The sequence below is a fragment of the Clostridium sp. genome, from assembly GCF_030532265.1.
Classification (GTDB): domain Bacteria; phylum Bacillota; class Clostridia; order Clostridiales; family Clostridiaceae; genus Clostridium.
This window is the reverse complement of sequence record NZ_JAUNLM010000072.1, coordinates 1-7,831: the sequence shown is the minus strand read 5'-3', so window position 1 is coordinate 7,831 and position 7,831 is coordinate 1. Positions and strand designations below refer to the sequence as shown.

Annotated in this window: 7 protein-coding genes; all 7 read right to left on the bottom strand. The window is 25.6% G+C overall.

Features of this window, described 5'->3' with window-relative positions:
* Positions 1–268, bottom strand: a 268-nt coding sequence (locus Q4E08_RS10955; RefSeq protein WP_303130922.1) for a hypothetical protein, incomplete at its 3' end; no start/stop codon positions are given.
* Between the two features lie 107 nt (positions 269–375).
* Positions 376–2,412, bottom strand: a complete 2,037-nt coding sequence (ptsG, locus tag Q4E08_RS10950) for a glucose-specific PTS transporter subunit IIBC (protein WP_303130921.1) — start codon at positions 2,410–2,412, stop codon at positions 376–378.
* Positions 2,413–2,537: 125 nt separating this feature from the next.
* Entirely contained in the window at positions 2,538–4,694 is a 2,157-nt protein-coding gene (locus Q4E08_RS10945) for a YhgE/Pip domain-containing protein (protein ID WP_303130920.1), read from the bottom strand.
* A 157-nt stretch (positions 4,695–4,851) separates the two neighbouring features.
* The gene (locus Q4E08_RS10940) at positions 4,852–5,979 is read right to left on the bottom strand and encodes a glycosyl hydrolase family 8 (RefSeq protein WP_303130919.1); all 1,128 of its coding nucleotides are present in this window, start codon (positions 5,977–5,979) and stop codon (positions 4,852–4,854) included.
* A gap of 49 nt (positions 5,980–6,028) precedes the next feature.
* The gene (locus Q4E08_RS10935) at positions 6,029–6,571 is read right to left on the bottom strand and encodes a lytic transglycosylase domain-containing protein (RefSeq protein WP_303130918.1); all 543 of its coding nucleotides are present in this window, start codon (positions 6,569–6,571) and stop codon (positions 6,029–6,031) included.
* A gap of 13 nt (positions 6,572–6,584) precedes the next feature.
* The gene (coaE, locus tag Q4E08_RS10930) at positions 6,585–7,184 is read right to left on the bottom strand and encodes a dephospho-CoA kinase (RefSeq protein ID WP_303130917.1); all 600 of its coding nucleotides are present in this window, start codon (positions 7,182–7,184) and stop codon (positions 6,585–6,587) included.
* 19 nt (positions 7,185–7,203) lie between these two features.
* Positions 7,204–7,831: DNA polymerase (locus Q4E08_RS10925; RefSeq protein WP_303130915.1), on the bottom strand; the 628-nt coding region annotated here is incomplete at its 5' end.

The following is a 7,831-nucleotide window of genomic DNA, read 5'->3' as shown; positions in this document are numbered from 1 at the left end:
ATATAATATTAATAAAATTAAGACTTAATATTATTAATACTTTGCTTTTAAATATTTTTATAGTTGAATATATAAGTACTATGCAACAAAATGATAATAAAAGATAAAATATTCTTATAAATATATTTAATACTAGAATACTTTCACTAAAAAATATTGTACCTATAATATTAATTATTAAATAAATAGACAAAAATATTATTGACATATTTTTGTATTTTCCATAATCTACATATAATATCTCTTCTAATTCGTTATTTATATACATATAACCCCCCCACCATATAACTATATTTTACTTTATTTTTACTTTTATGTGAAGTTTTTGTTAATAAAACCTAGCTATTTTTTAAATTTTAGCTAGGTTTCATAATATTATTTCTTAATTACAGTTGCTACTATATCTTTTCCTTCTTTTAACTCACCATAATTTATTTCTAATTTGCTTTCTTCTGTTAAATTAGTAAATACTACTGGAGTTATTATTGATGGAACTTTTTCTTTTATAAAATCAAAATCTACACTTAAAAGTTTATCCCCTATTTTAACTTTATAACCTTGTTTAACGTATGAAGTAAAACCTTCACCTTTTAAAGAAACAGTATCCATTCCTACATGTATTAATATTTCTAATCCATTTTCGCTTGTTATTCCAATTGCATGTTTTGTAGTAAATAATGATGTAATTTCTCCACTTACAGGAGCTACTACAATATTTCCCATTGGTTCTATAGCAAACCCATCACCCATCATTTTTTCTGCAAATATTTTATCTGGAACATCTTCTATTCTTATTACATTTCCACTTAAAGGAACCATTATATCTTCTGGTATATCCTCAAGATTTCTATTTTTTATTTCAGTTATATCATCATGTTCTTCTAAAGATTCACTTACAGGTATATTTCCAGCAATTACATCTTTTATTTGTCCTTTTAATGTATCTGACTTTGGCCCAAATATTGCTTGAATATTATTTCCAACCTCCATTACACCAGCTGCACCTAATTTTTTAAGTTCTTCTTTATCAACTTTTTCTACATCATTAACTATTACTCTAAGTCTAGTAATACATGCATCTAGATTATTTATATTTTCTCTGCCACCAAGAGCATTTAATACAGATACTGCAAGATTTGCATGTTCTTTATTTGCTCTGCTTATAGATTCATTATCTTCTTCTCTACCAGGAGTTTTTAAATTTAACTTTCTTATTAAAAATCTAAATAAACTATAATAAATTATTGCATAAATTATACCAACTACTATTACTAAATACCAAGGAGTTCTATTAGGTATAATACCAAATAAAACAAAATCAATTACTCCCCCCGAGAAAGTCATTCCTATTTTTATATTTAACAATTGCATTGTCATAAATGATAATCCTGCTAATACACAATGTACTATAAAAAGTATAGGTGCTACAAAAAGAAATGAAAATTCTAAAGGTTCAGTAATACCAGTTAAAAATGAAGTAAGAGCAGCAGATACCATAATTCCTGCTACCATTTTTTTATTTTGAGGTTTAGACTCTTGATATATTGCTAATGCAGCCGCTGGTAATCCAAACATCATAAAAGGAAATTTTCCAGCCATAAATGTTCCTGCTGTAAATGGAACTCCATCTTTTAATTGAGCAAAAAATATATTTTGATCACCCATAACTAATTGACCAGCACTATTTATATATTCTCCAAATTGATACCAGAAAGGATTATACCAAATATGATGTAATCCAAATGGTATTAATGCTCTTTCAATAGTTCCAAATAATAAAGCTGCTATTGTTGGATTAGCATCTATCATACTTCTTGAAAAATAAAATAATCCTGTTTGTATAGGTGGCCATATAAATGTCATTAAAATACCTATTATAACTCCTAACACTGCTGTTACTATTGGTACAAACCTTTTTCCCGCAAAAAATCCTAAGTATGGAGGTAATTCAATTTTATAAAATTTATTATACATAGCAGAAGCTATAAGTCCCATTATAATACCTCCAAATACTCCTGTTTGCAGTGTAGGAACTCCAACTATAGTAGTATACATAGGGTCAGTTAACATATCTTGTGTAACTCCAGTAAATGTTCCCATAGAAACATTCATTATTAAAAACCCAACTATTGCTGCAAGACCTGCAACTCCATCACCATCTGATAAGCCAATTGCAACTCCTACTGAAAATATTAGAGGCAAATTAGAAAATACAATATTTCCTGATTGCTCCATAACATTTGCAACTAATTGTATCCAATCTGCCCTTAAATAAGGAGCATTAACTAACAAAGCTTCATTCATAAGTAAATTACCGAATGCTAATAATAATCCAGCAGCAGGTAAAAGAGCAACTGGTAGCATTAGAGCTTTACCAATTCTCTGTAATACTCCAAAAATCTTTTTTCCCATTTTTTATTCTCCTTTCTATATTTATAATAAAAATATTTTTCCCTATACTTCTTTCGTTTAAACTATATAAAATAAAAAAGATAGGATTAAATCCTATCTTTTTTAAAATTATTTTTTTCTATTTTTTAATGTTCTACTATATCACTTTCTTTAAGCTTATTAACAAACTTTTCACTACTTTTATTCATTGGTTTTTTTAATAATATAGCTATAACTACAAATATTAAAGCAGAAATTATTAATATAATAAGATCCTTTTGTATAAGTTCTGGTACTATTCCACCAACAAAACCTCTCATTGCTTCTATTGCATATCTAAATGGTAAGTAAGGATTTATTCCTTGGAAAAATCCTGACATTACTTCAACCGGGAATGTTCCTCCTGATGCAGCTACTTGAAGTACTAAAAATATTATACAAATAGCTTTACCAACATTTCCAAATACAGAAACTGTTGAATATATTATTGTTATAAATATTAAACTTGTAAACATTCCGAATAATACAAATAATACTGGATGTATTACATATGTTCCTAATATAAATATATCTCCTAATGTAACTATAGCACCTTGAAGTATCCCTATTATTGCAAATAATATATATTTCCCAAAATAAACTTCTATCGGCTTTGCTTTAGTTCCATCTTCAAATGATTTAGCACTTACAGTTAATATTGATACAAGTATTAATCCACCTACCCATAAAGATAATGTTGTGTAAAATGGTGACATTGCTGAACCATAGTTTGGAACTGGGAATAATTTATTTGTTTCAATTTCAACCGGACTAACCAAGAACTTAGTTTTCTCTTTCCAATCGCCAGTTATTATATCCAATATTCTATTTATATCTTCTTTTTTATCTACTTTCTTTATATCATTAGTTATTTTATTAAATGACTTTTTAAACTCAGGAAATTTTTCTTTAACTTTAGATAACTCTTCATTAGTTAATTTAGTTCCTTTTGAAAGCAATCCTAATACATTTTTAACGTCTGGAATTACATCCTGAGTACCTTTTATTAATTCCATACTTTCTTTCGCTATTTTATTTAACTTATTTAATGATTCATTAATAGAAGGAACTATTGTACTATCATAGTTTCCTATAATTTTATTTAAATCTCCTTGTAATAAATCTAATTTATTTTTTATCTTATTTATAGTATCAGGTTGTAAAACTACATTATTATTAACTAATTCAATATTCTTTGTTATATCATTTATAATAGATAAAGTTCTTTGTTCTATATTATTTAATTTACTTATTATATTAGTTAACTTATCACTACTTAAACCTTTATTTACTGATTCTAATAAATCAACTACTGATTTTAAGGTGTTATCTACTACTTTTAATTTATCATTTAAACTATTTAAAACTTTTAAAAGTGCTTCTTTATCATATTTTTCTGATACATTCCCTAAAATTTCTGAAGAACCATTAATTAGATCCTTACTAAATATTAAATCTTCTTTAATTATAGGAGCTAAACTATTTAAGCTATCTTTAGATTTATTTATAAATTCTTTTCCTTTATCTAAACTACTATTTACATCTTTTAATGTAGTTTCTAAATTAGGAATTATTTTATTCATTTTATTTATCATAGTATCTATAGTTATAGTTCCATCATAAGCCTTGTTTATAAGGTCATTTATTTTAGGTAAATTATCATTTACTTTATATATAAGATTTACAGTTTCTCTAATTTTATCTCTTGATGATTCATATTCTATTCCAACTTGATTTAAAACTTTAAATATGGCTCCATCTACAGTTTCAGAAACATTTCTATCAACTTGTGCTTTTAATGCTTCTACACCTTTTGATGTAATCTTAGGTGCTATTGCATTAGCTATTTCATTTACTGTATATATTAATTTTGGTTTTACAATATTTTTTGATGTAGGTGATACTAAATCTTTTGAAAAATCTTCTGGTATAACTATACTAGCAAAATAATTACCAACTCTTACACCTTTTTCAGCCTTTTCTTTACTTACAAACTTCCATCCTATATTATTATTTTTTGAAAGTTCATCTACTACCTTCTCTCCAATATTTATTTTTTTTCCTTCTATTTCTGTACCTTTATCCTCATTGACTACTGCTACCCTAATACCACTCGTACTTCCATACGGATCCCAAGATGACTTAATATTAAACCACGCATAAAGAGAAGGAAGTATTATAAGCCCACATAATACAACTATTGCAACCCAATTTGTGAATATATTTTTTATATCCCTCTTAAAAATTTTTAAAATATTTTTCATCAGTTATCCTTCCTTTTTATTTTCTAATGTAGAGATTATAACATAAATACTGACCAAAAGTCATTATTTATTTTTATTAATTTTTATTTATAGTATTCTCTATTTAATATAAATAAAATTACTCCTAATGAAAATTATATTCTCATTAGGAGTAATTTTATTTTACATCTCTATAAGCTAATAAAGCATTTAAATTATCAAATGAATATACATTTAATGTATTTGTATCTCCATATGCTCCATACAACTCACTTTTTTTATCTAATACTTGAAAACTCTCTAATTTTCTTAAAGCCATATTATATAAATTTTTATTTTTAGATTGATATCCTATTCTAACAAGTAATGCATATATTGATGTAGATTCTACGTCTGATGCTTTTTCTCCATTACTTACATTATATTTTGAATATATAGCTTCATCCTTCTTAAATTTATTTTCTATCCAGTCAATACTACTTTTTGCTGATTGATTTAATTCAAGTTTATTTAAAATACAAATTAATGATAACAGTGTATCTGTTGTATTTTCATTATCATATTTTTTTGTTTTTCTATTATAGTTTGTTCTATATAGAGGAACCTTATTACTTATGTACCCATCATTTAATAGTTTTAATGATCCTGAATATACCTTTTTCCACTTATAATCTATATTACTTAAATAATCTAATGTAGGAAGATCTATATAACATAACGTCGTTATATCACTTTTACTATATCCATCATAAAAATCACTTAAAACATCTACATCAAGTAATTTTTCATTAATTGCTCTTGATATTTTTATAGCTAATTTTCTATAATGAAAGTTTCCCCATCTTTCATTAGCAAGCAAAAGAGCTTTAACAATTCTTAAATCATCAATAGTTGCTGATGTTTGATTTTTATTGTTACCTTCAACTCTCCACGAAATTAAATTATTATCAAGAATCATATTATTTTCTATATAATTTAATACTTTATCAAAATTTTCTTTCTCATTTCTTTCTAAGTAATATATTAACATAATTCCTTCTGACTCTGATAAAACTGCATTACCTTTTGTTATATCTCCTTCAGATTTTTTATCTACATAATTTGTTTTTATTCCACCTGAACTATTAGTTAATTTATTATCTATAAACTTTAATAATATTTCTTCTCTATGAGAAACAGGATTATCATTATATTTCACATTACTATCTAATGGTAAAACATATGGCATAGATACTTTTATAAATATTAGTACTATTAATATAATAAAAAAAACTATCCCATAAATATTTTTCTTTTGTTTATTCAAGTAAAATTCACCTCTATCTTAAAAGTATTATAGCTGATTATAAAAATAATCAGCTATATAAATACTTATATATTTTATAATATATATTAACCTTATCAACATAATTTTTAGTTTCAGGGAAAGGGATATAATGAATATTTTCTCCATCTTTAGAGTATTCATTATCTTTAAGCCACTTATTTACATTTCCTCTTCCTGCATTATATGCTGCTATTACTAAATCCTTATCTCCAAATTCTTTATAAAGATTATTCAAATACCAACATCCCATTTTTATATTTGTTTCCTCATCATAAAGCATATTTTCTGAAAAGTTCTTTATTTTCATTTGACTAGCAATCCACTCACCTGTACTATCAGTGATTTGCATAAGTCCATAAGCATCTTTATGTGATTTTGCATTTGAATCAAATTTACTTTCAGCTTTTATTATAGATAATACAAATAATGGATCTAAATTATATTCTTTACTATATTTATTAATAACATCTTCGTGCTTATATGGGAAAGCATATCTTTGTACATAATACTTAATACCTACTAATGCTACAACTATCACAAATAACCAAAGTATTATCTTTTTTAACTTCATTTTTAACTCCTTATTATATTAGTGTATTCATAAAATCTATAAAATCATCAACTTGCTCTTTAGCATATAATAAATCTTTATTATTATCTATTATTATATTAGCATAATTTTTTTTCTCTTCTAGTGGCATTTGTGCATTAATTCTATTCAATGCATCATAATTACTTAATTTATCTCTTTCTTTCACTCTTTGTACTTGAGTTTTACTATCTGCAACTACTAATACAACAATATCCATATCCTCATTCATCTTGCTCTCTATAAGAGTTGGAGCATCTAATATTACTATTTTTTCACCTTTGTTCTCCAATTCTTTTATAGCATTCATTATATCAGCCTTTATATACGGAAGTATTATATTTTCGTATTTAACTCTTTGCTTTGGAAATCTAAATATATGATTGCCAAATTCCTTTCTTCTAAAATCTCCTCTCCAATCAAAAAAACCTTCTCCAAATTGAGCTCTAACTTTCTCTAATATTTCTGGATATTTAACTAATACGTCTCTTGCTATTAAATCAGCATCAATTACTTTAAAACCTGCATCTTTAATCATGCTAGATACTGTACTTTTACCAGTTCCTATTCCCCCTGTAAGTCCAACCTTTATCATGTTAAAGTAAAATCCTCCTTTACTTAGTGTTATACCATGTATCTCCAAAATTAATATCAACATCTAATGGAACACTAAGTTTAAATACATTTTCCATTTCTTCTTTTACTATATTTTCTACAATATTTATTTCTTCTTCCACTACATTAACTATAAGTTCATCATGAACTTGTAATATTAATGTACTTTTTAAGTTTTCCTTATTTAGTCTATTAAATACATTTATCATAGCTATTTTTATTATATCAGCAGCACTACCTTGTATCGGTGCATTCATAGCAAGTCTTTCTCCTAAAGCTTTTACTATCTTGTTTGAAGCTTTAATTTCAGGTATAAATCTTTTTCGATTTAAAATAGTAGTTACATACCCTGTCTTTTTAGCATCTTCAACAACTGATTCTAAATATTCTTTTATTTTTGGATATCTATCAAAGTAAATACTCATATATTCTGCTGCTTCTTTTCTTGTTATTCCAAGGTCTTGAGCTAATGAGAAATCACTTATTCCATAAACTATACCAAAATTAACTGCCTTTGCTCTTGAACGCATTAAAGGAGTAACATTATCTATATCAACATTAAAAACTTCTGCTGCTGTTTTTGTATGAATATCACTATGATGTTTAAATGCATTTATCATATTTTCA